Origin of the sequence: Streptomyces sp. NPDC102259, assembly GCF_044766465.1 — a bacterium.
Lineage (GTDB): Bacteria > Actinomycetota > Actinomycetes > Streptomycetales > Streptomycetaceae > Streptomyces.
In genome coordinates, this window is record NZ_JBIWMA010000006.1 from 357,760 (window position 1) to 382,450 (window position 24,691).

20 protein-coding genes, 2 tRNA genes and 1 pseudogene are annotated in these 24,691 nt (G+C 70.6%); 9 read left to right on the forward strand and 14 right to left on the reverse strand.

The window, feature by feature from the left end; all coding sequences use genetic code 11:
* Window positions 1-113: 113 nt before the first annotated feature.
* The 5 genes from ACIRPU_RS18050 to ACIRPU_RS18070 all read right to left on the reverse strand — a co-directional run bounded on the left by ACIRPU_RS18050 (window position 114) and on the right by ACIRPU_RS18070 (window position 4,733).
* The gene (locus tag ACIRPU_RS18050) at window positions 114-2,438 is read right to left on the reverse strand and encodes a hypothetical protein (RefSeq protein WP_403867913.1); all 2,325 of its coding nucleotides are present in this window, start codon (window positions 2,436-2,438) and stop codon (window positions 114-116) included.
* Between the two features lie 3 nt (window positions 2,439-2,441).
* Window positions 2,442-2,513, reverse strand: a tRNA-Pro gene (locus ACIRPU_RS18055).
* A gap of 5 nt (window positions 2,514-2,518) precedes the next feature.
* Window positions 2,519-2,591: transfer RNA gene (locus ACIRPU_RS18060), tRNA-Arg, on the reverse strand.
* Between the two features lie 160 nt (window positions 2,592-2,751).
* Window positions 2,752-3,999, reverse strand: coding sequence for a nitrate/nitrite transporter (locus ACIRPU_RS18065; protein ID WP_403867990.1), 1,248 nt, complete (start codon window positions 3,997-3,999; stop codon window positions 2,752-2,754).
* Between the two features lie 62 nt (window positions 4,000-4,061).
* Window positions 4,062-4,733: a GntR family transcriptional regulator gene (locus ACIRPU_RS18070; RefSeq protein WP_355707875.1), complete on the reverse strand. Its 672-nt coding sequence runs from the start codon at window positions 4,731-4,733 to the stop codon at window positions 4,062-4,064.
* 291 nt (window positions 4,734-5,024) lie between these two features.
* On the opposite strand from ACIRPU_RS18070, the gene ACIRPU_RS18075 reads away from it, so the two are divergent.
* On the forward strand, window positions 5,025-5,927 hold the full coding sequence (locus tag ACIRPU_RS18075) for a D-alanyl-D-alanine carboxypeptidase family protein (protein ID WP_403867916.1): 903 nt from the start codon (window positions 5,025-5,027) through the stop codon (window positions 5,925-5,927).
* A 94-nt stretch (window positions 5,928-6,021) separates the two neighbouring features.
* On the opposite strand, the gene ACIRPU_RS18080 is transcribed toward ACIRPU_RS18075, so the two are convergent.
* Entirely contained in the window at window positions 6,022-6,846 is an 825-nt protein-coding gene (locus ACIRPU_RS18080; RefSeq protein ID WP_142265218.1) for a maleylpyruvate isomerase family mycothiol-dependent enzyme, read from the reverse strand.
* Window positions 6,847-7,086: 240 nt separating this feature from the next.
* Between ACIRPU_RS18080 and ACIRPU_RS18085 the strand changes: the two genes are divergently transcribed.
* Window positions 7,087-7,908 carry a carbon-nitrogen family hydrolase gene (locus ACIRPU_RS18085; protein ID WP_403867919.1) on the forward strand — a complete coding sequence of 274 codons (822 nt, stop codon included), beginning with the start codon at window positions 7,087-7,089 and terminating at the stop codon, window positions 7,906-7,908.
* A 105-nt stretch (window positions 7,909-8,013) separates the two neighbouring features.
* Here ACIRPU_RS18085 and ACIRPU_RS18090 read toward each other — a convergent pair whose 3' ends face one another.
* A complete protein-coding gene (locus tag ACIRPU_RS18090; RefSeq protein ID WP_355707868.1) occupies window positions 8,014-8,508 on the reverse strand; it encodes an LURP-one-related family protein in 495 nt (164 codons plus the stop codon).
* Window positions 8,505-9,504, reverse strand: a pseudogene (locus tag ACIRPU_RS18095) (GlxA family transcriptional regulator). Before ACIRPU_RS18095 ends, ACIRPU_RS18090 begins: the two are co-directional and overlap by 4 nt.
* A gap of 52 nt (window positions 9,505-9,556) precedes the next feature.
* On the opposite strand from ACIRPU_RS18095, the gene ACIRPU_RS18100 reads away from it, so the two are divergent.
* Window positions 9,557-9,949: a cupin domain-containing protein gene (locus tag ACIRPU_RS18100; RefSeq protein ID WP_403867922.1), complete on the forward strand. Its 393-nt coding sequence runs from the start codon at window positions 9,557-9,559 to the stop codon at window positions 9,947-9,949.
* Window positions 9,950-10,195: 246 nt separating this feature from the next.
* Here the strand turns inward: ACIRPU_RS18100 and ACIRPU_RS18105 are convergent, their stop codons facing one another.
* The 3 genes from ACIRPU_RS18105 to ACIRPU_RS18115 form a co-directional block, all read right to left on the reverse strand.
* The gene (locus ACIRPU_RS18105) at window positions 10,196-10,444 is read right to left on the reverse strand and encodes a DUF6458 family protein (protein ID WP_054242050.1); all 249 of its coding nucleotides are present in this window, start codon (window positions 10,442-10,444) and stop codon (window positions 10,196-10,198) included.
* 93 nt (window positions 10,445-10,537) lie between these two features.
* Window positions 10,538-11,860, reverse strand: a complete 1,323-nt coding sequence (locus ACIRPU_RS18110) for a M18 family aminopeptidase (RefSeq protein WP_403867925.1) — start codon at window positions 11,858-11,860, stop codon at window positions 10,538-10,540.
* A 120-nt stretch (window positions 11,861-11,980) separates the two neighbouring features.
* Window positions 11,981-13,822 carry an acyl-CoA dehydrogenase gene (locus ACIRPU_RS18115; RefSeq protein ID WP_403867928.1) on the reverse strand — a complete coding sequence of 614 codons (1,842 nt, stop codon included), beginning with the start codon at window positions 13,820-13,822 and terminating at the stop codon, window positions 11,981-11,983.
* Window positions 13,823-14,029: 207 nt separating this feature from the next.
* On the opposite strand from ACIRPU_RS18115, the gene ACIRPU_RS18120 reads away from it, so the two are divergent.
* Window positions 14,030-14,512, forward strand: coding sequence for an SseB family protein (locus ACIRPU_RS18120; RefSeq protein WP_028806966.1), 483 nt, complete (start codon window positions 14,030-14,032; stop codon window positions 14,510-14,512).
* Window positions 14,513-14,810: 298 nt separating this feature from the next.
* The gene (locus ACIRPU_RS18125; protein ID WP_403867932.1) at window positions 14,811-15,782 is read left to right on the forward strand and encodes a pirin family protein; all 972 of its coding nucleotides are present in this window, start codon (window positions 14,811-14,813) and stop codon (window positions 15,780-15,782) included.
* Window positions 15,783-15,871: 89 nt separating this feature from the next.
* On the opposite strand, the gene ACIRPU_RS18130 is transcribed toward ACIRPU_RS18125, so the two are convergent.
* Window positions 15,872-16,789: a Bro-N domain-containing protein gene (locus ACIRPU_RS18130; protein WP_403867935.1), complete on the reverse strand. Its 918-nt coding sequence runs from the start codon at window positions 16,787-16,789 to the stop codon at window positions 15,872-15,874.
* 171 nt (window positions 16,790-16,960) lie between these two features.
* Here ACIRPU_RS18130 and ACIRPU_RS18135 point away from each other — a divergent pair, with 171 nt between their 5' ends.
* On the forward strand, window positions 16,961-18,034 hold the full coding sequence (locus ACIRPU_RS18135) for an AI-2E family transporter (protein WP_403867938.1): 1,074 nt from the start codon (window positions 16,961-16,963) through the stop codon (window positions 18,032-18,034).
* Here the strand turns inward: ACIRPU_RS18135 and ACIRPU_RS18140 are convergent.
* Window positions 17,977-20,139, reverse strand: a complete 2,163-nt coding sequence (locus ACIRPU_RS18140; protein WP_403867941.1) for a SpoIIE family protein phosphatase — start codon at window positions 20,137-20,139, stop codon at window positions 17,977-17,979. The genes ACIRPU_RS18135 and ACIRPU_RS18140 overlap by 58 nt on opposite strands.
* Window positions 20,140-20,283: 144 nt before the next feature.
* On the opposite strand from ACIRPU_RS18140, the gene aspS reads away from it, so the two are divergent.
* The 3 genes from aspS to ACIRPU_RS18155 all read left to right on the forward strand — a co-directional run bounded on the left by aspS (window position 20,284) and on the right by ACIRPU_RS18155 (window position 24,010).
* Window positions 20,284-22,047, forward strand: coding sequence for an aspartate--tRNA ligase (gene aspS, locus ACIRPU_RS18145; RefSeq protein ID WP_355707848.1), 1,764 nt, complete (start codon window positions 20,284-20,286; stop codon window positions 22,045-22,047).
* A gap of 138 nt (window positions 22,048-22,185) precedes the next feature.
* Window positions 22,186-23,130 (forward strand): intradiol ring-cleavage dioxygenase, encoded by a 945-nt coding sequence (locus tag ACIRPU_RS18150; RefSeq protein WP_403867944.1) that lies wholly within the window; start codon window positions 22,186-22,188, stop codon window positions 23,128-23,130.
* Window positions 23,131-23,494: 364 nt separating this feature from the next.
* Complete coding sequence (locus ACIRPU_RS18155; protein ID WP_403867946.1) at window positions 23,495-24,010, forward strand: hypothetical protein; 516 nt, start codon at window positions 23,495-23,497, stop codon at window positions 24,008-24,010.
* Between the two features lie 185 nt (window positions 24,011-24,195).
* On the opposite strand, the gene ACIRPU_RS18160 is transcribed toward ACIRPU_RS18155, so the two are convergent.
* A partial coding sequence (locus ACIRPU_RS18160; protein ID WP_403867949.1) for an ABC transporter permease occupies window positions 24,196-24,691 on the reverse strand: 496 nt, incomplete at its 5' end.

Here is a 24,691-nt window from a genome sequence, read left to right on the forward strand (position 1 = left end):
GCCGACAGGGCCGCGCACCACGAAGGGCCGCACCGCGAAGGGCCGCGCACCCTGAGGGGCGCACCGCGAAGGGCCGCGCATCCCGAGGGGGCGCGGCCCGGGAGCCGGTCGTCTCAGCCCGCCGAGGCCGGATCCGGACGCAGCCAGTGTCCGTCCGTGGTCCAGCCGAGGAGCAGCCGGCCGGCGCCCTCGTCGGCCCGGCCGCCCTCGGCGACCTGGTGCAGGCCGGTCAGGGCGGGGGCCAGTCGGCCCGCCACATGGGCGGGGTGCCGGGACAGCTCCTCCGGCAGCCCGGCCAGGGTGCGGGCCCGCTCGCCGGGGGTGCACAGGGACAGATGGAACACCAGCTGCCGCCAGGCGTAGGCCACGTCCTTGATCGTGCTCAGCGGGCGCGGGTTGCCGTGCACGCGGCCGGTCAGCCGGCACACGGTGACGAAGCAGCGGCGGGCCAGGTCCGGCCAGCCCGCGGCCGGGTCGATGCCGACCCGGTGGACCAGGGTGGCCAGGTTGTGCGTGGTGAGGATCTGCGCCTGCTCGATCACCTTGCCGTTCGCGGCCACCGAGCCGCCGCCCCCGTGCCGTGACCGGGTCGAGCCGGCCTCGGCCCGCTCGACGCAGAGCTTCGCGAACCCGGGCGAGGTCCTGGCCCCGTACGACCTCGTCAGCGCCTCGCCGGTCTCGGCGATCGCCAGATTGCGGACGGCCCGGTAGTCGACGACGTAGTAGCGCTCGTACAGCGAGCCGCCGCCCAGCAACTCCGCCGCGATCCGGGCCGCCGCGAGGAACTTCGGGGTGAACGTGCCCATGAAGATGTCCGCGGCCAGCTCCTCGACCAGCGGAGCGCCCAGCTCGGCCTGGCGGGCCAGCACGGACAGTTCACGGATCAGGGAGTTGGGCAGGATCGTGCCGGGGAAGGCCTGCACGGCGAGCTCGCCGAGCTGCCGCAGCGCGACGGCCGACACCGCGCCCGCCTCGCCGTCCGTGCGCTGCCCGGCCACGGCCCGCACCCACGGCAGCTCCTCCGCCCGTACCTGCCGCTGGAGGTTGAGCAGCAGCAGCGAACGGCGGCCGGCGAACGCCCGGTGGTGGGCGGCCGCCAGCGTGCGCAGGGCCGGGTCGGGGTAGGCCTGCGCGGTGGTGGCGGCGACGAGCCGCGGCACGAGCTCGGCCAGCACCTCCGCCGAGGGCACGACCCCGCGTTCCACGAGGGTGCTCAGCGGCGCGCTCAGCGCGGCCTCGACGGGCCGCCGGACACCGGCCGGAATCGCCGCGCCCGCGGGCAGCCCCGTCTCCCGCGCCTCCTCCTCGCCCACCTCGGCGACGAGCGGCGCGACCTCGGCCACGCCCGCCTGCTGGTCGAGCCCGGACAGCCGGCGCAACACCAGCTGGGCCAGCGCGTGGTGCGAGGGCAGCGCCGCCTGCGCGGCCTGCTCCCGGCGCAGCGCGGTGAGCTCGGCGGAGCCGGGCAGCCCGCGCCGCCGCACCATGGACGTGACGGCGTGCCGCAGCAGCCCGAGCCGGCGCGCGTCCAGTTCCCGTCCGGCGACGGTCTCCTCCAGCGCCCCGCGCAGGATCGCCAGGTTCTCCTTCGGCTTGAGGTGCTTGGTGCAGTGGGTGTGGCGGGCGGCCAGGTCGCGGTAGCGGCGCAGCAGTTCGGCGCCGTGCCCGTGCCAGGCCGGGTGAGGGGTACGCGTCCCCACCAGGACCGGCTGCCCGGCGGCGGCGGTCTCCAGCCAGTGGGCGAGCAGTTCGTCGCCGAACGGCTGCCACACGGCGAGCGCCTCCCGCTGCGTCTCCACCGCCTTGCTGGTCCGCCGCCGCGCGAGGCTCTCACCGGCTTCGCCGACGGTCCACCGGTGCACCGTGCCGGCGTCGGGCGCCGGGCGGGTGGACGGGCGGGGCGTGAACCGCAGCCGTCCCGCGAACGGGGCGAGCTCCTCGACGAGTCCGAGCGCGGCTTCCGTCTCCCCGGCCCGGCCCAGCCAGGCCACGGTGAGCAGGGCGGCCTCCTCGGGGACGGTCACCTCGTACCGTCCGTCGTCGAGGAGTTCGTAGAGCCGCGCCAGCCCGTCCTCGGACAGCCAGTACGCGAACAGCGCCTGCCGGTCCCGCGGCACCCCGGCCCGGCGGGCGGCCTCGGCCTCGTACTCCGTCAGGGGCCCGCCGGCGCTCGGCGCGCCGGTGGCGAAGCCGCCCCGGAGCACCTCGGGTGTCACCCACGCGGGCAGATCCCGGACCGGGGTGCGGGAGCCGATGGTGAGCAGCCCGTTCGCCATGCCCGCCAGCACCGACCGCCACGCACGCTGTCGTTCGTCGGCGCGGCGGCGGGTGTCGGGGTCTTCGTGGCCGAGCGCGGTCCTGAACGCCCTGGCCAGTTGGCCGGCCGCGTAGCCCGGATCGGCCTCTGCGAGGTGCTGCTGGTCAGCGTCGTCGTTCATAAGCCGACATGGCGGGTGCCGCCCCCGCGCCCTCCGGGTCCCGAGCCCGGTGCTCTGCTGTTGAGCTACACGTCGATGGGCCGACGTGGCAGGTTCCGCCCCTGCGCCCTCCGGGTTAGGAGCCCGGCGCTCTGGCTACTGAGCTACACGTCGACGAGGCCCGACGGTAGACGTCGAACGGGCTTCCGGACAACCGTGTTTCGCCGCGGACAGCCTGAACACCCCTACGCCGTCAAGGCCGTCCGCTCCGTCAAGGCCGTCAGGCCGTCCGCTCCGTCAACGCCGTCAATGCCGTCAATGCCGTCAACGTCGTCTACGCCGGCACGTGCACCGTCTCCACCCGGCTCGCCACCAGCCGTTCCCGCTCGCGCCGAGCCGCGCGGCTGCGCAGCCGCAGGATCTGACTGACGCCGACGGCCTGGAGGACGAAGACGCAGGAGAAGGCGATCGTGTAGTCGTCGCCGGTCGCGTCCAGCAGCACGCCGACCGCGAAGAGCGTCGTCATCGACGCCACGAAGCCGCCCATGTTGGTGATGCCGGAGGCCGTTCCCTGGCGCTCGGGCGGGTTGGCCGGGCGGGCGAAGTCGAAGCCGAGCATGGAGGCGGGGCCGCACGCGCCCAGGACCGCGCAGAGCGCCACGAGCAGCCACATCGGCGCCCGGTCGCCGGGGTAGGCGAGCGTGGCCGCCCACATCAGGGCGGTCGCACCGACCGTGCTCAGGGCCAGCGGCAGCCGGGCCTCGTGGTGACGGGCGACGATCTGGCCGTAGACCAGGCCCACGACCATGTTGCTCAGCACCACCAGGGTCAGGAGTTCGCCGGCCGTCGCCCGTGACAGGCCCTGTGCCTCCACCAGGAACGGCAGACCCCACAGGAGCAGGAACACCATCGCCGGGAACTGGGTGGTGAAGTGCACCCACAGGCCGAGGCGGGTGCCCGGCTCCCGCCAGGACGCGGCGATCTGACGACGGACGTACGCCGCGCCCTGGTGCGGGAACGGCGCGGGCTCGTGGCCCTCGGGGTGGTCCTTCAGGAAGAGCAGCAGGAGGACCAGGACGACCACTCCCGCCAGCGCGCTGCCCGCGAAGGCCGCCGTCCAGCCGATGCCGTGCAGGAGGCGGGCCAGGACGAGGGTCGAGACCAGGTTGCCGGCCATCCCCGCCAGTCCCGCCATCTGGGCGACCATCGGTCCGCGTCGGGCCGGGAACCACCTGGTCCCGAGCCGCAGGACGCTGATGAACGTCATCGCGTCACCACAGCCGAGCAGCGCGCGTGAGGCGAGGGCCGTGCCGTAGGACGGGGAGAAGGCGAAACCGAGCTGACCGGCCGTGAACAGCACGACGCCGATGGTCAGCACCTTCTTCGTGCCGAGCCGGTCGACCAGCAGGCCCACCGGTATCTGCATGCCCGCGTAGACCAGGAGCTGGAGGATCGAGAAGGTGGACAGGGCCGAGGCGTTCACCTGGAAGCGTTCGGCGGCGTCGAGGCCGGCCACCCCCAGGGAGGTGCGGAAGATGACCGCGACGAAGTAGACCGAGACGCCGATCCCCCAGACGGCCATCGCGCGCCGTCCGCCCGGCGGATCACCCGGAAGGGTGGAGTTCACGGTGCGGTGGCCGGCGCTCATCGGACCTCCCCGCGAGCCAGGTGCGAGAACCAGCCGACGTGCCGGTGCACGATCTCGACGGCGGCTTCGGCGTCACCGGAGCGCAGCGCCTGAAGGATCTCCTCGTGTTCGCCCAGCGTCTTGGCTATCCGGTCGGGGTGGGAGTGCATCACGGCGACGCCCATCCGCAGTTGGCGGTCGCGGAGCTGGTCGTACAGCCTCGACAGGATGTCGTTGCCGCCGCTGCGGACGATCTCCGCGTGGAAGCAGCGGTCCGTGACGGCGGCGGCGGCCAGATCGCCCGCCGCGGCCTGTGCCTTCTGCTTCGCGAGCAGCTCTTCCAGCCGCTCGAGCAGCGCGGCCGACGCGGGGACCGCCTTGCGTGCCGCGTGCTCCTCCACCAACAGGCGGGTCTCCACCACGTCCGCGATCTCCTGTGCGGAGACCGGCAGGACCAGGGCGCCCTTCTTCGGGTAGAGCTTGATCAGCCCCTCCGCCTCCAGGCGCAGCAGCGCCTCCCGCACCGGAGTGCGTGAGACCCCCACGGCCTCGGCGAGCTCACCCTCGGTGAGGAGGGTGCCGCCCTCGTAGCGGCGGTCCAGGACACCCTGCTTGATGTGGGCGTACACGCGGTCGGCGGCGGGCGGTTGCTTCACGGGAGCGGGGGCGGGCGGGGCGGAGGACGGCATGCCCACAGGATAGATACAACACGTACGCAACGGGGGGCCGGTCCAGAATGCGGACCGGCGGCCGGGAGCGGTGAGGGGCGCGGGAAGTGGGGTGGGGAGCAGGGTGGGATGCGGGGTGGGGAGCGGGGCGGGCGGGGCCCGGGTAAGAGCAGGGCCAAGTAATCGGAAATTCTGCCCGGCAAGCGCACAACTTTGTGTGCTACTTACGTGTCACACACGTGCGGCCCATTTTTTTTCCCCCTTCAACTTGGCCGTACCGCAGGGGCATTCGACGTAATCGGGGTATTTCAGTTGATAACCGCCATCAAGGGCATCCGAGTCCGCAGGGCCGCAGCCGTTGCCGTCACCGCCGGCGCAGTGCTCGCGACCGGAGCCCTCACCGCGGCACCCGCACAAGCCGTTACGACGCCCACGATCGCCGCCAAGGCCGGCTACGTGATGAACAACGCGAACAGTGCCGCGCTCTACAACAAGGCCGGGACGACCAAGCTGTCCACCGGCTCCACCACGAAGATCATGACCGCCAAGGTCGTGCTGGCCCAGACGAACCTCAACCTCGACGCCAAGGTCACCATCCAGAAGGCGTACAGCGACTACATCGTGGCGAACAACGCGTCCTCCGCGCGGCTGATCGTCGGCGACAAGGTCACGGTCCGTCAGCTGCTCTACGGGCTGATGCTGCCGTCGGGTTGCGACGCCGCGTACGCCCTCGCCGACAAGTTCGGCACCGGCACGACCCGCGCCGCTCGCGTGAAGTCGTTCATCGGCAAGATGAACACCAAGGCGAAGCAGCTCGGCATGACCAGCACGCACTTCGACTCGTTCGACGGCATCGGCAACGGGTCGAACTACTCGACCGCCAAGGACCTGACGAAGCTCGCCAGCAACGCGCTGAAGAGCGCGAACTTCCGCGCGATCGTCAAGACCAAGTCGTACACGGCCAAGACGGTCACCAAGACCGGCTCCACCCGCACCATGGCGGCCTGGACCAACACCAACACGCTGCTGAGCAGCTACAGCGGCGCCATCGGCGTGAAGACGGGCTCCGGCCCGGAGGCGAAGTACTGCCTCGTCTTCGCCGCCACCCGTAACGGCAAGACCGTCGTGGGTACGGTGCTGGCCTCCACCAACGCGACGGTGCGCGCCGCCGACGCGACGAAGCTGCTGAACTACGGCTTCGCCAGGCTGGGCTGACACCCGAAGGGCCAGTAGCGCCCCAGGAAACGGGCCCGTCGTGATCGTCACGACGGGCCCGTTCTCTGTCGAGGGGGTGTGGCCGTGCGGCCGGCTACCTGGTGACCGCGAAGTTCCGCAGGATCGCCGCCGTCAGCTCCGGGTCGCCCTCCGCCTTCACCCGGTCGGCGACCGCCTCCGCCGTCACCCGCCCGCAGGCCAGCCGTACGAACGTCTCCCAGTCGAGGGTGAACGCGGCGGCCGGGCCGAGTGCCGGGGCCGTCTCCAGGGTGCCGCGGCCCTGGATGTCGACCCGGATGGTGCGCAGGAACTCGATCGGCCCGTGCACGTCGAAGACGACCGCGGAGCTGCGCGGGGCGTCGGCCTTCTCGGCGACGACCGCCGGGAGCTCGGCGAGCAGCGCGTCGCGGGCGATGTGCGCGCCGGGCGAGTCGAGGTTGCCGGGCCGGCCGAGGGCGGCGCGCAGGTCCTGCTCGTGCGCCCACACGTTGAACGCGTGCTTGCGCATGGACTCCTCGAGCGTGAGCTCGGTGCCGAGCGGGCCGCGCACCATCGTGGTGGGCTGGCGCGACTCGTTGCGCAGCTGGCGGTTGCGACGGATGACCGTGTACTCCAGCTCGGACGTCATCTCCGGCGCCGTGTGGTGGCGGCGGACGTCGACCTGCATCTCCATGTAGCGCTGGATGTCGTTGGTGACGTGGTACAGGTCGCGCGGGAGGGTGTGGATGGGGCGCGGGTCGCCGTACATCTCGCAGTCCAGCCCGATGACGTGCGACACGATGTCGCGTACCGACCAGCCGGGGCACGGGGTCCGGCGGTTCCAGTCCGCCTCCACCAGCGGCAGCACGAGCTCGGATATCGCTTCGATGGAGTGGGTCCAGGCGTCGGCGTAGGGCTGGAGGGTGGGATGCAGACTCACGGAAACGGGACCCCTCGGCGGTCGGTACTCGGGTGGGTTGTGGCGGCGTTGCCAGCGGGAGGTGGCGGTTGTCGGCAGCTGTCGGTGGTTGTCGGCGGGTGTCTCGAAACTCTCCCAGTTCTCGACTGCGCTCGAGACTGGGGGACCCCCAAGCTACGCTGCTGTGAGGCACCCCGGCAGTGCTTTCGTGTGACGATCGTAGGCCCGTGTGAACGACTCGAATGCCAGGACGGTGGTAGTGTGCGCGCCTCTCTGATCCAGATCGCTGTAGAAGAGGGCGAATCGGTCGAATCGCGGCGGATGCGGGTCGCCGAGCTGGTACGGGAACGGGCCGGTGCCGCCGACCTCGTGGTGCTGCCGGAACTGTGGACGACCGGGGCGTTCGCCTACGAGGAGTTCGCCGGCGAGGCCGAGCCCCTGGAAGGGCCGACGTACGAGGCGATGGCCAAGGCCGCCAGTGACGCGGGCGTGTGGCTGCACGCGGGCTCGATCCCGGAGCGGGCTCCGTCCGTCGACGGCTCCGCCGAGGGCCCCCTGTACAACACGTCTCTCGTCTTCACCCCCTCCGGTGAGCTGGCCGCCGTCTACCGCAAGATCCACCGCTTCGGCTTCGACAAGGGCGAGGCCGTGCTGATGGGCGCGGGCGAGGAACTGGTGACGGTCCGCCTGCCCGGGACGACCGTCGGCGTCGCCACCTGCTACGACCTCCGTTTCCCCGAACTCTTCCGCGGTCTCGTCGACGCCGGCGCCGAGACCCTCGTGATCTCCGCGGGCTGGCCGGAGCGCCGCCGGGCGCACTGGACGCTGCTGGCCCAGGCACGGGCGGTCGAGAACCAGGCGTTCGTGCTCGCTTGTGGAACGGCCGGGACGCATGCCGGAGTTCCGCAGGCGGGTCACTCGATCGTGGTGGATCCGTGGGGCGAGGTGCTGGCGGAGGCGGGCTCCGGCGAGGAGGTCCTGGAGGTCGAGTTCGACCCGTCGAGGGTCGCCACGACCCGGGAGCAGTTCCCGGCCCTCAAGGACCGGGTACTCGGACTGCGCACTCCCGAACACCGGCCCTAGCTGCTCAGGGCCTCGGTCGCTCAGTGCCCTGGTCGCTCAGGGCGCTTCCGCTCAGGGGCTTCCGCTTCGGTCTCCCACTCCCGGCCCTCGAACGTCCGGGCGCTCCTAGTCCTCGTGTTCCTTGTCGGCGAGGTGGATCACGCACACCGCCACCGCGATCAGCAGCGCCGGATCCGCGTCCTCCCGTACGACGTCGACGCCGTACGTCTCCCGCACGTGCAGCCATCGCCGGGAGACGACGGCCAGCAGCTCGCCGTCGTACTCGACCGCGAACTCCCGGTCGAGGATCTTGCCGCTGACGTCGAGTTCGGTGCGACCGTCCGCCAGCGCCACCCGGTAGTGGTTGCGCAGCAGCGACAGCCGCTTGCGCCGGATCGTGGCCAGCGGCTCGCCGTTCCGTTCGATCACCATCGTGTCCCGCAGGGCGAACATCTTCTGGTGGATGTCGATCAGGACCCGCCCATGGGTGTCCTTCAGCTCGAAGGTCTCCCGCAGCCGCATCGCCTTGCCGTCGACGAGGTACACCTTGTTGCCGTGGTCGTCCTCGATCCAGTAGTCGTCACCGAAGCCGAGGAGCCGGTCGCGTACGAGGAATCTCATGCGGTTACGGCTTCCCCGGCGGCCGGTCCGAAACGCCGCCGGTAGGCCGATGGGCTGAGTCCGGTCTCGCGTCGCACCCGTGCGCGCAGGTTCGCGGCGGTCCCCAGCCCGCTCCTGGCCGCCACCATGTCCAGCCGCTGTTCACCCCGCTCGATGAGCCGGCAGGCGAGCGCCACCCGCTCCGCCGTCAGCCAGGCGAGCGGGGTCGTGCCGAGCTGCGCCCGGAACCGCCGGTGCAGGGTCGCCGGGCTCACCGCCGCCCGCGCCGCGAGCTCCGCCACCGTCAGCGGCTCCCCCAGCCGCTCCTGCGCCCAGGCGAGCAGCGGCGCCAGCGACTCGTCGGGCACGTCCGGCACCGGGCGCTCCACGAACTGCCGCTGGCCGCCGTCGCGGTGCGCGGCGAACACCAGCCGGCGCGAGACGGCGTTGGCGATCTCCGCGCCGTGGTCGCGCCGTACGACGTACAGCCCGAGGTCGAGCGCTGCGGCGCTGCCGGCGGCGGTGAGGATGCCGCCCTCGTCGACGAAGAGGACGTCGGACTCCAGCCGCACCTTCGGGTGCAGCGCGCGGAAGGTCTCGGCCCACATCCAGTGGGTGGTGGCCCGGCGGCCGTCGAGCAGCCCGGCCTCGGCGAGCGCGAAGGTGCCGGTGCAGAAACTCATGACGCGTGCCCCGCGCGCGTGGGTGCGCCTGATGGCGTCGAGGACGGCGGGGCCGCGCGGGACGACGTTGTCGGGCCGGCCCGGCACCACGAGGGTGTCCGCCGAGTCCACCGCCTCCAGGCCCCGCCCGCCGGTCATGGTGAAGAACCCGTGGTTCATCCGCACCTCGCGCTCGGGTGTGCACAGCACGACCTCGTACAGCGGCCGGGCCGGGCCGGGGCAGCCCGAACAGCTCGGTGGCGACGCCGACCTCGAAGGGATTGGTGCCCTCGTCCACGATCACGGCGACCCGGTGCGGCGCGCCCACGGTCCGCTGAGAGGATTCTTGCGGCATGTGCGATTCCTAGCACTCGTGGGGTGGTCGGCGCATCCCGCACGCTGAGCGCATGACCACCGAACCCGTCTCCCTGGCCACCGCCCTCGCCTCGTTCACCCAGCGCTGGAGCCCGCGCATCGTCACCACCGTCAACGACTACGACGTGCGCGTCGCGAAGGTCGAGGGCGAGCATGTGTGGCACGTCCACGACGACACCGACGAGTTCTTCCTCGTCCTGGACGGCGAGCTCCACATCGCGCTGCGGGAAACGGGCGGCGAACGCACGGTCGTCCTGCCCAAGGGCTCGCTGTACACCGTCCCGCGCGGCACGGAGCACAAGCCGTTCGCGCCGGTGCCCACGGAGATCCTCGTCTTCGAGCCGACCGGCACCCTCACCGTGGGCGACCGCCACGACGACGTGCCGGACCATGTGGACGCGACGACGGGTCACGCGCTGGCGTGACCGTCGGTGGCCGACGGCACCCTTGAGCCGTGACCTGGCCAGGGCGGTCGGCCGAACAAGAACGGGCACAGGAACAGGCCCAAGCCCAGGAACAGGCCCAGGCCCAGGCCCAGGATCAAGCACAGGATCAGGCACAGGCCCAGGATCAGGCACAGGAACGAGGGTGTTCCGGTCCGCCTCACCGAGGGCGGGGCGGACCGGTCACGGTCGGTCCTGGCAGGACCGGGCGCCTGACCCGGCTCACGGTCAGACGCCGTAGCCGCCGTTGTAGCCGTCGCGCTGGTGTCGTTCCGTCTCGACCACCGTGGTCGAGGTGGGAGGCACCATCACGCGGCGGCGCCGGGCGATGCTGCTGAACGTCGTCACGCCGATCAGCCCGACGATCATCAGGATGACGCCCACCAGATCGAGATTGACGCCCTGCATGTCCCAGTCGGTCGCAAACGTGAGGATGGCTCCCACGGCGATGAGGATGATGCATCCGCCGAGGCCCATGATGTTGCCTCCTGTCCGGTGTACCGGCCACTCCGGTTCACCACCGGATCCGGGTACCCCGCGGCCCGACTCCCATGCGCGGCAGCCGACTTGCTACCCCTGCAGGAACGCCACCAGCGCGTTGGCCAGCAGGTACGGGTCGGCGTCGCCGCACAACTCCCGCGCGCTGTGCATCGACAGGATGGCCACGCCGATGTCGACCGTGCGGATGCCGTGCCGGGCCGCGGTGATCGGACCGATGGTCGTGCCGCAGGGCATGGAGTTGTTGGAGACGAAGTTCTGGAACGGCACGCCCGCCTTCTCGCAGGCGGCGGCGAAGATCGCCCGGCCCGAACCGTCGGTCGCGTACCGGTTGTTGACGTTGACCTTGAGGATCGGGCCGCCGTTGACCCGCGGGTGGTGCGTGGGGTCGTGCCGCTCCGCGTAGTTGGGATGGACGGCGTGACCGGTGTCGGACGACAGACAGACGGTGCCCGCGAAGGCTCTCGCCCGGTCCTCGTACGACCCTCCGCGCGCGAACACCGAACGCTCCAGCACGCTGCCCAGCAGCGGCCCGTCCGCGCCGGTGTCCGACTGCGAGCCGTTCTCCTCGTGGTCGAAGGCGGCCAGCACCGGGATGTACGGCAGGCCCTCGCCGCCGGTCGCCACGGCCGTCAGCGCCGCCGTACCGGCGTGCACGGACAGCAGGTTGTCCATCCGGGGGCCGACCACCAGCTCCTCGTCGCGGCCCAGGTAGGCGGGCGGTTCCACGGAGTGCGCCATCAGGTCCCAACCGGTGACCTGCCCCGCGGCCAGCCCGGCCTCCTGCTCCAGGAAGGCGATCAGGTCGCCGTCGCGCACGTCGTTCGCCAGGCCCCAGACGGGCTGGAGGTGGCGCTGCTTGTCGAGCTTGAGGCCGTCGGTGTTGACCGCCCGGTCCAGGTGGATGGCGAGTTGGGGGACCCGCAGCAGCGGACGACCGACGTCGACCAGGTGCGTCGAACCGTCCCGCAGCGTCAGCCGGCCCGCCAGGCCCAGGTCGCGGTCCAGCCAGGAGTTGAGCAGCGGACCGCCGTAGATCTCCACGGCCACCTGGCGCCAGCCGTGCGCCCCGGTGTCGGGCAGCGGCTTGACGCGCAGGTTCGGGGAGTCGGTGTGCGCGCCGATGATCCGGAACGGCGTGTGCGGCGCGGCGCCCTCGGGCACGTACCAGGCCACGATCGCGCCGCCGCGCAGCACATACCTGCCGCCGCTCCCCGCCGCGGAGGCCGCCGAGGTCTCCGAGTCCCAGGCGTCCGTCTCCGAGACCTGCCGGAACCCGGCCCTCTCCAGGCGCTCGGCCGCGTTCGCCACGGCGTGGTACGGCGACGGGCTCGCCGTCAGGAACGTCATGAGGTCGTCGGTGTGGCCGCGGTCGAAGCGGGAGGGTGCGCTCATGGGGTTCACCTTAACGACGTACGAGAGCCCGCTCCCGGTGATGGGGAGCGGGCCCTCGTGAGGACAATGTGGAGTGCTGGGCGGTTGTGCGGATGCGTCCTGGAACGCGGCCTCTGAGTGCTAGAAGGCGGCCTCGTCCAGCTCCATCAGGTCGAGCTCGACACCCGCGGCGATCTTGCGGGCCAGGGTGACGCCCGGCAGGACGTCGGCCGCGAAGAACTTCGCCGCCGCGATCTTGCCGGTGTAGAACGCCACGTCCTTCGCGGAGACGGCCTTCGTGGCGGCCGACTCCAGCTTCTCGGCGGCGATCGCGGCACCCTTGAGGAGCAGGTAGCCGACGATGACGTCACCGGAGGCGAGCAGCAGGCGGGTGGTGTTCAGGCCCACCTTGTAGATGTTCTTGACGTCCTGCTCGGTGGCCGCGAGGTCGGTCAGCATCAGGCCGACGATGGCCTCCAGCTCGACGGCCGCCTTGGCCAGGTGCTCGCGGGCGCCGGCCAGTTCCTCGCCACCGGTGCCCAGCGCCAGGAACTTCTTGATGTCCTCGGCGAGGGAGTTCAGCGCGGCGCCCTGGTTGCGGACGATCTTCCGGAAGAAGAAGTCCTGGCCCTGGATCGCCGTGGTGCCCTCGTACAGGGTGTCGATCTTGGCGTCACGGATGTACTGCTCGATCGGGTACTCCTGGAGGAACCCGGAGCCGCCGAAGGTCTGGAGCGACTGGGCGAGCTGCTCGTAGCCCTTCTCGGAGCCGTAGCCCTTGACGATCGGCAGGAGCAGGTCGTTGAGCGCGTGCTCCGTCTTCGAGTCCTCGCCGTTCGCCTCCTTCACGGCGATCGCGTCCTGGATGGAGGCCGTGTAGAGGACGAGGGCGCGCATGCCCTCCGCGTACGCCTTCTGCGTGATCAGCGAGCGGCGCACGTCGGGGTGGTGGGTGATGGTGACCTTCGGCGCGGCCTTGTCCATGAAGTTCGCCAGGTCGGGACCCTGGACGCGCTCCTTGGCGTACTCCAGGGCGTTGAGGTAGCCGGTGGAGAGCGTGGAGATCGCCTTCGTGCCGACCATCATGCGGGCGAACTCGATGATGCGGAACATCTGGCGGATGCCGTCGTGCTTGTCGCCGATCAGCCAGCCCTTGGCGGGGTGCCGGTCGCCGAACGTCATCTCGCAGGTGTTGGAGGCCTTCAGGCCCATCTTGTGCTCGACGTTGGTGGCGTAGACGCCGTTGCGCTCGCCCAGCTCACCGGTCTCGAAGTCGATGAGGTACTTGGGCACGAGGAAGAGGGACAGGCCCTTGGTGCCGGGTCCGGCGCCCTCGGGACGGGCCAGCACGTAGTGGAGGATGTTCTCCGACATATCGTGCTCACCGGACGTGATGAAGCGCTTCACGCCCTCGATGTGCCAGGAGCCGTCCTCCTGCTGGACCGCCTTGGTGCGGCCCGCGCCCACGTCCGAGCCTGCGTCCGGCTCGGTGAGGACCATCGTGGAGCCCCACTGCCGGTCGACGGCGATCTGCGCGATCTTCTTCTGGACGTCGTTGCCCTCGTCGAAGAGGATGCCGGCGAAGGCCGGGCCGGAGGAGTACATCCACACGGCCGGGTTCGCGCCGAGGATCAGCTCCGCGTACGCCCAGATCAGGGACGGCGGGGCGGTGGTGCCGCCGATCTCCTCGGGCAGGCCCAGCCGCCAGTACTCGGAGTCCATGAAGGCCTGGTAGCTCTTCTTGAAGGACGCGGGCACCGGCGCGGTGTTGGTCTCGGGGTCGAAGACCGGCGGGTTGCGGTCGGCGTCCGTGAAGGACTCCGCCAGCTCGTTCTCCGCGAGGCGGGTCAGCTCCTCGAGGATGCTTTTCGCGGTCTCGGTGTCCATCTCCCCGAACGGGCCGGTGCCGTACAGCTTGTCGCGCCCGAGCACCTCGAAGAGGTTGAACTCGATGTCGCGGAGATTCGACTTGTAGTGCCCCATGGCGACGGCTCCGTAAAGAGAGATCGGCGAGGGACTGGGATCCTCGCGCTAGTTCACGTACCAACAAGTAGCTACCGATGATGCTACCCGTCGGTAATAAGTCGCAACCCCGAACCGGCCATCTGTGACGCGTAACGCGTCCCGTACGCCTCGGAAGGGTCCCCCGTACCGCCCCGTCCGCCGGGCGCGCTCGGTACGCTTGCGCCCATGTACGGATACGGCCAGCCCATGGACGGCGGTGCTGCACAGCAGCAGTACGCCCCGCCGCAGCAGCAGATGCCCGGCGGCCACGGCGGGTACGGTCAGCAGCCGCCGCTCTACCCGGAGCCGTCCCCGCCGTCCCTCGCGGACGCGGTGCGGGCCTTCACCACCGGTCAGCTGGCCGCGGAGGACTTCCAGCAGGTCTTCGCGACCTCCAAGGTCTACTGTCCGCGCGGCGACAACCCCGGTTTCCTCGCCCTGCACAACACCCAGCAGCCGGTGATCCCGATGTTCACCTCGCTCAAGGAGCTGCGCCGGTACGCGGGCAAGGAGTCCAAGTACTTCGTGATCACCGGTTCCGAGATGATCGACCTGCTGCCCACCGGGTACGGCTTCGTCCTCGACATGGAGGGTGAGCACCGGATGGTGTTCGACGCGAAGGCGGTCGAGCAGATGGTCGAGTTCGCGATGCGGCGGATGTACGGCTGAGGGTTCCCCTCTCCCGCTTCCCTCCCCTCCTCTCCCCTCATCTCCGGTCCCCTCGCCTCCCCTCCTCTTCCTCTTCTCCCTGCTCTTCCCCTGTCTTCTCCTTCTGATCCCCGGCCGGCCCTCGGGCGTCCGGGGATCACCCCTTTCCCTTCACAGTCATGCCATAGGGTTCCCCCGCGCCGCCGCCCCCGCGTGGCCGCCTCTCCATGGGAATGTCCTCCGGGCTTCCATCGTTATGGGTGGCAGAAAGTTCAATGCTCAACTAAACTGGACGCACGTCGCCCAAGGAGGTACGGACATGCCCGCAGTGACCGTCGAGAACCCGCTGACCCTGCCGCGCGTCACCGCATCGGCCGACGCGGTCGCACGTCCCGTGCTCACCGTCACGACCGCGCCCGGCGGTTTCGAGGGTGAGGGCTTCCCGGTACGCCGTGCGTTCGCCGGGATCAACTACCGCCACCTCGACCCGTTCATCATGATGGACCAGATGGGCGAGGTGGAATACGCGCCGGGCGAGCCGAAGGGCACCCCCTGGCACCCGCACCGCGGCTTCGAGACCGTCACCTACATCATCGACGGGATCTTCGACCACCAGGACAGCCAGGGCGGCGGCGGCACCATCACCAACGGCGACACCCAGTGGATGACGGCCGGCTCGGGCCTCCTCCACATCGAGGCGCCGCCGGAGTCGCTGGTCATGTCCGGCGGTCTCTTCCACGGCCTCCAGCTGTGGGTGAACCTGCCGGCCAGGGACAAGATGATGGCGCCGAGGTACCAGGACATCCGCGGCGGACACGTCCAGCTCCTGACGACCCCGGACGGCGGCGCGCTGCTGCGTGTCATCGCGGGCGAGCTGGACGGCCACGCGGGCCCCGGCATCACCCACACCCCGATCACGATGGTCCACGCGACCGTCGCGCCGGGCGCGGAACTCACTCTTCCGTGGCGCGAGGACTTCAACGGTCTCGCGTACGTCCTGGCGGGCCGCGGTTCGGTCGGCGCCGAGCGTCGGCCGATCCACCTGGGTCAGACGGCGGTCTTCGGCGCGGGTTCCTCGCTGACGGTCCGCGCGGACGAGAAGCAGGACTCCCACACGCCTGACCTGGAGGTCGTGCTGCTGGGCGGGCAGCCGATCCGGGAGCCGATGGCCCACTACGGCCCGTTCGTGATGAACACCAAGGACGAGCTCCAGCAGGCCTTCGAGGACTTCCAGAAGGGCCGACTGGGCACGATTCCGGCGGTGCACGGGATGACGGCGGAGGGCATCTAGCCCCCGATCGGCCGACAGCCGCTACGGTGTGACAGGGCCCGAAGCCGCAACCTTGTTTTGCGACTTCGGGCCTGTCTCATGTCACCTCGCTACGGCAGTACGCAGATCGGGCTCCCGTCCGGTGCATGACCTGCATGCCGCACGCACCCCTGCTCGAACAGCAGCTCCAAGCAGTCGTGTACGCGCTTGTGCGACAGTCCCGTGTGGACGGTGATCTCTTTCACGCGGTACCTGGCCCCGCCGTGCAGCAGCGCCGGGGCCAGGTAGGCGGCCACCGTGTGAACATCCTCAGCGAAGACGAGATGCTTCGCCCTCCACTTGGCGAGGAGTTGCTGAGGCGTCAGTTCCGGAGCCGGTGAGGGCCGAGGGCGGTCGCCGGGGCGGTTGAGAGCCGCGGCGATGTCCTGAAGGCTGTGGTTGATCTGCCGCAGCAGATCGTTGTGTTCGCCGGCGTGGGCGGCCAGCTTCTCGTCCATCTGCATGTTGCGTTCTTCGAGGCGCACCAGGGCGTCGACGACCTGTTCGGGCATGACGTACGCGGTGCCGCCGGCGGTGGCGGGTTGTACGGGGGCGGGCTCCAGGGAGTAGGAGCCGTCGCGCTGGATGGTGGCGATGACTCCGGCGACCCAGGTTTTGAAGGGCTGGGCCTCCGGCTTGGTGCATCCGTTCACGAGCTGGATGAGTCCCTGGAGATTCACCATCTTCATCGACTTCTTGAGCCTGTGACCTGCAATGTTGCACGAAGCGTCGGCTGTACCGACGCTTCGTGCAAGATCGTCGAGAGATGTTGTGTGTTGTTGCGCAACACTCTGATGCAATGCATCCCGGGTGTTGGCGTAGCCGAGTTGAGCCGCCACGTCCACGGCTGGGAACCAGTGTTCTCCGTCCGGCGTGGTCAGCCTCCGTACCCTCGCCCCCGTCGCCGCGAACACGAAGTCGTTGATATCGATCGCGTCCTGCTGCGCCGCTGGCTTGTCCGGCGGCGGTGTGTTGTTCTGCTCGTACATCGAGCATCACCTCCGTCTCGGAAGGTAGGCATATGCCAGGACAACACGCTGATACAGCAAGGTTGTTCACCCTTTGGAAGCGAATGTTCGAATCTGAGCCCGGGTCACTCCCCGTCACCCGGGCGGCCGTCCGGCCAGGACAACCCCGCGCCCCCGTGATCCGCTGAACCCGTGCACCTGCTCCCGCTGCCTGTCCGTCGCCTGGCCGCCTGGTGCGCCGTGATCCTGCTCGTCGCAGGCGTCGGGTACGTCGGGATCAGGCTCTGCTCGGAGCTGCGTACGGCCGTCACGCCGGTGTTGCTCGCGCTGCTCGGGACCGCGCTGCTCAGGCCGCTGTACCGGAGGCTGGTGGAGGTGGGGGTGCCCCGGTCGGTGTCGGCGGGGCTGACGTGTGTCGCCGTCGTCGCCGTGGTCGGCGGGGCGGTGTACATCGTCGTCGCCGCGCTGATCGACAGCGGGGATCAGATCGTCGCCGCGCTCAGGTCGGCGGCGCGGGGTGTCGCCGAGCACTTCGGGGCCGCCGGGACCTCGCTCGACGACCTCGCGTCCAACGCGAAGGAGTTGCTCACCAAGTTCGGGGGGACGGCCGCCTCCAATGTGATCAGCGGGGTGAGTGTGGTCGGCGAGAGCATCGCCATGGCCGTGCTCGCGCTGTTGCTCGTCTTCTTCTTTCTGCGGGACTCGCACCGGGCGATCGGCGCGCTGCGGTCCGTCGCTCCGCGCGGTACCGGCGACACCCTGGAGGCCATGGCCCGGCGGGCCTTCCGGGCCGTGGAGGGGTTCATGCGCGGGACGACCTTCATCGCGTTCATCGACGCCGTGTGCATCACCGTCGGGCTGCTCGTCCTCGATGTGCCGGGGGCGGTCGGGCTGGGCGCCCTCGTCTTCGTCTTCGCGTACATCCCCTATCTCGGCGCGTTCCTCTCCGGGGCCGTCGCCGTGCTGGTGGCGCTCGCCGACCGGGGTTTCGTCATCGCGCTGTGGGCGTTCGGGGTGGTGCTGGCGGTGCAGGTGCTGGAGGGGCACGTGCTTCAGCCGATGATCCAGAGCCGGACCGTGCAGATGCATCCGGCGGTGGTGATGGTGGCCATCACGGCCGGGGCGTCCGTGGCCGGGATCCTGGGCATGCTGCTCGCCGTTCCCGTGACGGCCGCCGCCTTCGGGGTCCTGCATGAACTGCGGACGCGTTACGGGGCTCCGGCCGGGGGCGCCTCGCAGAGCTCGCAGAACTCGCCGAACTCGTAGAGCTCGAACCAGATGGTCTTGCCCTCACCCCGGGGCGCCACCCCCCAGGCGTCCGCGAGCAGTTCAATGAGGACGAGGCCACGCCCCGAGGAGGCCAGTTCGCCGGGGCTCCGCTTGTGGGGGAGGTCGTCGCCGGCGTCGGTGACCTCGATACGGAGCCGGCGTTCGCCGGGCGCGCCGGTGACCTCGGCGACGAGCAGCGCGTCCGCGTCGGTGTGCACGAGGACGTTCGTCAGCGTCTCGGAGACGAACAGGACCGCCGAGTCGATCTGGTCCGCGCAGGTCCAGTCGTGCAGCAGCTCGCGCAGTTGCTGCCGGGCCACGGCGATCCGTTCGGGTTCGGCCTGCGCGACCGTCAGCATCGAGCGGCGCACGGGCTGCCGGACCGGCACGGGAGCGGTGCCGGGGCCGCAGCCTCCCTCGCCCTGGCGGCACAGGAGCAGTACGGCTATGTCGTCCTCGCGGCGGTCCGCGAGGGGGCCCGTGGTGTGGTGGGAGGAAGGGCCGTGCACCGCCTGGACCAGGGCGTCTGCCAGCTCCTCCAGGTCGCCCTCGTGCGCCTCGAGGATCTTGCGGACGCGCCGCCAGCCGGTGTCGAGGTCGTGGCCGCCGGTCTCCAGCAGGCCGTCGGTGCACAGCATCAGCGCCTCGCCGGGTTCCAGGGCGAGCCGGGTGGTGGGGTAGTCGGCGTCCGGGTCGATGCCCAGGGGCAGGCCGCCGGCGGTGGCGCGGACCAGCACGGTGCCGTCGGACATCCGGATCGCGGGGTCCAGATGGCCGGCCCGGGCGGTCTCCAGGACTCCGGTCACCGGGTCGACCTCCAGGTACAGGCAGGTGGCGAAACGCGGATCGGCCCCGGCTCCGCCGTCCGGGTCGGTGAGGCCGTGGAAGAAGCCGGAGGCGCGGGAGAGGACGGCGTCGGGGCGGTGGCCCTCGGCGGCGTACGCCCGTACCGCTATGCGCAGCTGGCCCATGAGCCCCGCGGCGCGGACGTCGTGACCCTGGACGTCGCCGATGACCAGGGCGAAGCGTCCTCTGGGCAGCGGGATCATGTCGTACCAGTCGCCGCCGACCTGGAGGCCGCCGCCGGTCGGTATGTAGCGGGCGGCGAGGGTCATGCCCGGTATCTCGGGGCCGAGGGTGGGGAGCATGGAGCGCTGGAGACCGTCGGTGAGCTCGCGCTGGGTCTCCGCCGCGCCGGCGCGGGTGAGGGCCTGGGCGAGCATGCGGGCGACCGTCGTCAGCACGGACCGCTCGTCGGGGGTGAACGCCACCGGGTACGCGAAGGCGGCCATCCAGGCGCCCATCGTGTGGCCGGCCACCGTCAGCGGCAGGAACGCCCAGGAGTGACGGCCGAAGTGCGCGGCCATCGGCCAGACGAGCGGGTAGCGCTCCTTGTACTGCTCGGGGGAGGACAGATAGACGGCCCGTCCGGTGCGCACGACCTCGGCGGCCGGATAGTCCGTATGGATGGACATATGGCTGAAGGGGTCCTCGTCGCCGGACTGGTGTCCGTGGTGGCCGATGATCGTCAGCCGCTCGCCCTCCACGCCGAAGACGGCGAGTCCGTCCGGTGAGAAGCCCGGCATGGACAGCGCCGCCGCGACCCTCAGCACCTCCTCGGTGGACCGGGCCTCCGCCAGCGCCCGGCCGGCGTCCAGCAGAAACGCCTCGCGCGAGCGCCGCCAGTCGCCGGTGACGGCGGTCCGTCCCGCGGCGGTGCCCGGGGTCGGCTCGGCCACCTCCTGGAGGGTGCCGATCAGCTCGTACGCCTTCTTCACCGGGTCGAAGGACGGCTTGGAGCGGCTGCGCACCAGCCGAACGACGCGGCCCCGGTTGTCCATGATCCGGATGCGTACCTCGGCGAGGGTGCCCTCGGCGACGGCGAGCTGCACCACTCCGGTGATCTCGTTCCAGTCGACGGGGTGGAGGCGGGCCCGGGTCTGGGCCTCGGTGAGGACCGTCTCCTGCGGGGGCAGCCCGAGCAGCCGGGCTGCCTCGGCGTCGACCGTGACCAGCCCGGTGGCGGTGTCCCAGTGCCACAGACCGGTCGCGAGGGAGGCCAGGACCTCCCCCACGGCGGGCAACGGCTCGCCAGTGCGCATTGCCCCACTTTAGGAAGATGAGGCGGAGAAGTGCCACTGATCGCCGCACCCGTATTGAGGGGAGGTGATCAGTGACCGCCCGGTACGCTGGGGGTTGTTTCACGTGAAACACGCCCCCGATCCGCGAAGACTGGATGAACGACGATGCATCGGTACAGGTCCCACACCTGCGGCGAGCTCCGCGCCTCTGACGTCGGCACCGACGTCCGGCTGAGCGGCTGGCTGCACAATCGGCGCGACCTGGGCGGCATCCTCTTCATCGATCTGCGTGACCACTACGGCATCACGCAGCTCGTCGCCCGTCCGGGCACGCCCGCGTACGACGCCCTCGACAAGCTGACCAAGGAGTCGACGGTCCGCATCGACGGCAAGGTCGTCTCGCGTGGCGCGGAGAACGTCAACGCGGATCTGCCGACCGGCGAGATCGAGGTCGAGGTCGGCGAGGTCGAGCTGCTCGGCGCGGCCCAGCCGCTCCCCTTCACGATCAACGCCGAGGACGGGGTCAACGAGGAGCGGCGCCTGGAGTACCGCTTCCTGGACCTGCGCCGTGAGCGCATGCACCGCAACATCATGCTGCGTACGTCGGTCATCTCGGCGATGCGGCACAAGATGACGGCGCTGGGCTTCAACGAGATGGCGACGCCGATCCTGTCCGCGACCTCCCCCGAGGGCGCCCGCGACTTCGTCGTCCCGTCCCGTCTGCACGCGGGCCGGTTCTACGCCCTGCCGCAGGCCCCGCAGCAGTTCAAGCAGCTGCTGATGATCTCGGGCTTCGACCGCTACTTCCAGATCGCGCCCTGTTTCCGTGACGAGGACGCGCGCGCGGACCGTTCGCCGGGCGAGTTCTACCAGCTCGACGTCGAGATGAGCTTCGTCGAGCAGGAGGACGTCTTCCAGCCGATCGAGAAGCTCATGACGGAGCTGTTCGAGGAGTTCGGCGGCGGCCGTCATGTCACCTCCCCCTTCCCGCGCATCCCGTTCCGCGAGTCGATGCTGAAGTACGGCTCCGACAAGCCGGACCTGCGGGCTCAGCTGGAACTCACCGACATCACCGACATCTTCGAGGGCTCCGAGTTCAAGGCCTTCGCGGGCAAGCACGTACGCGCGCTGCCGGTGCCGGACGTCGCCGCGCAGTCCCGTAAGTTCTTCGACCAGCTCGGTGACTTCGCGGTGACGCTGGGCGCGAAGGGTCTGGCCTGGGTCCGCGTGGCCGAGGACGGCTCGCTGACCGGCCCGATCGCCAAGTTCCTGACCGAGCAGAACGTCGCCGAGCTGACCAAGCGCCTGTCGCTGGCCGCCGGCCACGCGGTGTTCTTCGGCGCGGGCGAGTTCGACGAGGTCTCGAAGATCATGGGCGCGGTGCGGGTCGAGGCCGCCAAGCGTGCCGGGCACTTCGAGGAGAACGTCTTCCGCTTCTGCTGGATCGTCGACTTCCCGATGTACGAGAAGGACGAGGAGAGCGGCAAGATCGACTTCTCGCACAACCCGTTCTCGATGCCGCAGGGCGGCCTGGAGGCCCTGGAGACCCAGGACCCGCTGGACATCCTGGGCTGGCAGTACGACATCGTCTGCAACGGCGTCGAGCTGTCCTCCGGCGCCATCCGGAACCACGAGCCGGAGATCATGCTCAAGGCGTTCGAGATCGCGGGCTACGACCGGGAGACGGTCGAGGAGAAGTTCGCCGGCATGCTGCGCGCGTTCCGCTTCGGCGCCCCGCCGCACGGCGGCATCGCGCCGGGCGTCGACCGCATCGTGATGCTGCTGGCCGATGAGCCGAACATCCGCGAGACCATCGCCTTCCCGCTCAACGGCAACGCCCAGGACCTGATGATGGGCGCGCCGACGGAGCTGGAGGAGGCCCGGCTGAGGGAGCTGCACCTGTCGGTGCGCAAGCCGCAGCCGAAGTAGCACGCACAAGCAGCAACGGCAGGCCTTTCGCGAAGTGGCCCGGAACCGACGTCGGTTCCGGGCCACTTTCGTTTTCCCCGGGAACTGACAGCCCTTCCCTATGCTGCTGACAGGTTTCGTCCCTAGCGTCCCGGCCTCATGACGGGATCTCAGAAACCACACAGCGAACAGGACTTATCACGTCGGAAGGTCGTGGTCGTGGCCGCGGGCGGCGTCGCGGTGGCGGGCCTGGGCGGCACCGCCTTCGCGGCGAGCGCCGCCGACGGGCGCGGCGGACCGGCTCGGACCGGCGCCGACACCGACGGGGAGGTCTGCTACCGCCTGACCTCGGAGACGGTCGAGGGCCCCTACTACATCGACGCCGACAAGATCCGCCGGGACGTCACGGAGGACCGGGAGGGCATCCCGCTTCTCCTCGGCCTGAAGGTGATCGACTCGGACACGTGCAAACCCGTCCGGGACGCGGCCGTCGACATCTGGCACTGCGATGCGGTGGGCGTGTACTCGGGCTACGAGGACCAGGGCAACGGCGGTGGCGGCGGGCCGGCCCCGACCGGCGAACCCCCGACCGGCGCGCCCACCGGCGCGCCCACCGGGGCGCCCCCGGGAGGCGGCCACCAGGAGCCCACGGACGACAGCCGCTACCTGCGCGGCACCTGGCGGACGGACCGGCACGGTCAGGTGACCTTCCGGACGGTCTTTCCGGGCTGGTACCGGGGCCGGTGCGTCCATATCCACGTCAAGGTGCATGTGGACGGCGAGTGGACGGACGCCGGTTACGAGGGCGGGCACGCCTGCCACACCGGCCAGTTCTTCTTCGACGAGGAGTCCGTGCTCGCCTCGGCGGTGGTGGAGCCCTACGCGAGCAACGCCGCGGAGCGCACGACCCTCACCGAGGACACGATCTACGACCAGAGCGGCACCCGGGGCGGCCTGCTGAAGCTGCGCTACGACAAGCGGGACATCGCGAGGGGCGTCCACGGGTCGATCACGGTCGGCGTGGACCCGGAGGCGACGGAGGACGGCCAAGGCGCACCGCCGCAGCCGAGCGCGTCGGCTTCACCTTCGGTCTCCGGCAGCTGACGGATTTATCCGGGCCACGCCCCCCGACCTGCGCATCGGGGGGCGTGGCTCTCTTTCATGAGTAGCGATCACCCTGGTGCTGTCGGCGACGGGCACGTTCCTGGCCACGCTGGGCTCCCCCTGGTTTCTTCGGCTACCTCAAGGACACGCCGGGGGGCACGAACGGCGGTCTGTGCACGCTGTCGGCGGCATCGCTGCCGGCGGCGGTCGCGGCGAGGTTCATCCGCGGCGCCCGCGCGGCCTCCGATCCGCTCCTGGAAACCTCACCGGAGGCGCACAGGAACCCCGAGGGGGCAGCACAGCGGCGCGTCGTCTCATAGCGGTACGCCGGCACGGGCCGACGGGGCAAGGGAGGAAGCCAGCCATGGGATCCACGGGGTTCATGATCACGCTCTCGGTGCTGCTGATCGTCGGCGCGGTGGCGGGGGTGGTGGCCCAGCGCCGCGCGGGTCGCACCCGACGTCCGGCCGGTCGTCCCGGTCGGTTCGGTCGGCCCGATCGGCCCGGTCGGTCCGGCCCACCGGGCCCCTCCGGACTGTCCGATCTGGACGCGGAGGTGGAGGCGAATCACTGGCTGATCCGGCTGGGCGGCGGTCTCGTGCCGCCGGACGCGCGGTCCTGGGCGGGTGCGGACGAGACGGCGGGCCGGGCGCTGACCGGTGCGGCGCAGTGCCATCGCGCGGCGCGGGACCGGCTGACCGGGGCCCGTACGGCGGAGGAGTACGAGGAGGTCACACGCATGGCGAAGGAAGGGCTGGAGCATCTGCGGGCGGCCCGTGCGGCACTGGGGCAACCGGCCTCGGCCGACGGTCTGCCCGCTCTCCCCCGCGCCGCCCGTGTCCCGGCAGTCGGCGGTGCCTGCGCGGTCCCGTCTCGCTAGGAGGCTTTGGCCGCGTCTGCCTCGCCGCTCTCCCTCGGTGTCGTTGCGCGGATGCCTGCCGTGCGGACGTTCGTCGTGCGGACGCCTGCGGGGCGGCGCGTGCCGACGTGGTGTCGGAGTGCGTCGCCCCGGAGCGGGATGAGTTGTGGGCTGTGGGCGGCGGGCTGCCGGCCGGTCCTTCTCCCTTACTTCGGGTCGCGGTCGAACAGCGACTTGGACCAGAAGTAGCCGAGCACGGCGAGGCCCAGGCACCAGGCGGCCGCGAGCCATCCGTTGTGGCCGATCTCGGTGCCGAGGAGCAGTCCGCGCAGGGTCTCGATGGCCGGGGTGAAGGGCTGGTACTCGGCGATCGGCTGGAACCAGCCCGGCATCGCGTCGATCGGGACGAAGGCGCTGGAGATGAGCGGCAGGAAGATCAGCGGCATGGCGTTGTTGCTGGCCGCCTCGGCGTTCGGGCTGGACAGCCCCATCCCGACCGCGATCCAGGTGAGCGCCATGGCGAAGAGCACGAGCAGTCCGAACGCGGCGATCCACTCGAGGACCGTGGCATCGGTGGACCTGAACCCGATGGCCACTCCGACGACAGCGACGAGGGCCACGCTCATCACGCACTGGATCACGCTGCCGACGACATGCCCGATGAGCACGGAACCCCGATGGATGGCCATGGTCCGGAAGCGG